General features: G+C 58.8%; 1 rRNA gene. It reads left to right on the top strand.

Going from position 1 to position 255, the window contains the following annotated elements:
* Positions 1-255, top strand: a 16S ribosomal RNA gene (locus QC029_RS30965); the annotation flags it as partial.

The raw sequence follows: 255 nt of genomic DNA, 5'->3' as shown, positions 1-255 counted from the left end.
GGCCAGAGATGGTCGCCCCCTTGTGGTCGGTGTACAGGTGGTGCATGGCTGTCGTCAGCTCGTGTCGTGAGATGTTGGGTTAAGTCCCGCAACGAGCGCAACCCTTGTTCTGTGTTGCCAGCATGCCTTTCGGGGTGATGGGGACTCACAGGAGACTGCCGGGGTCAACTCGGAGGAAGGTGGGGACGACGTCAAGTCATCATGCCCCTTATGTCTTGGGCTGCACACGTGCTACAATGGCCGGTACAATGAGCT

This window comes from Streptomyces sp. DH37, assembly GCF_029813835.1.
Taxonomy (GTDB): domain Bacteria; phylum Actinomycetota; class Actinomycetes; order Streptomycetales; family Streptomycetaceae; genus Streptomyces.
Note: the sequence above shows the minus strand (reverse complement) of the source record. Positions and strands in the feature narration are given on the sequence as shown.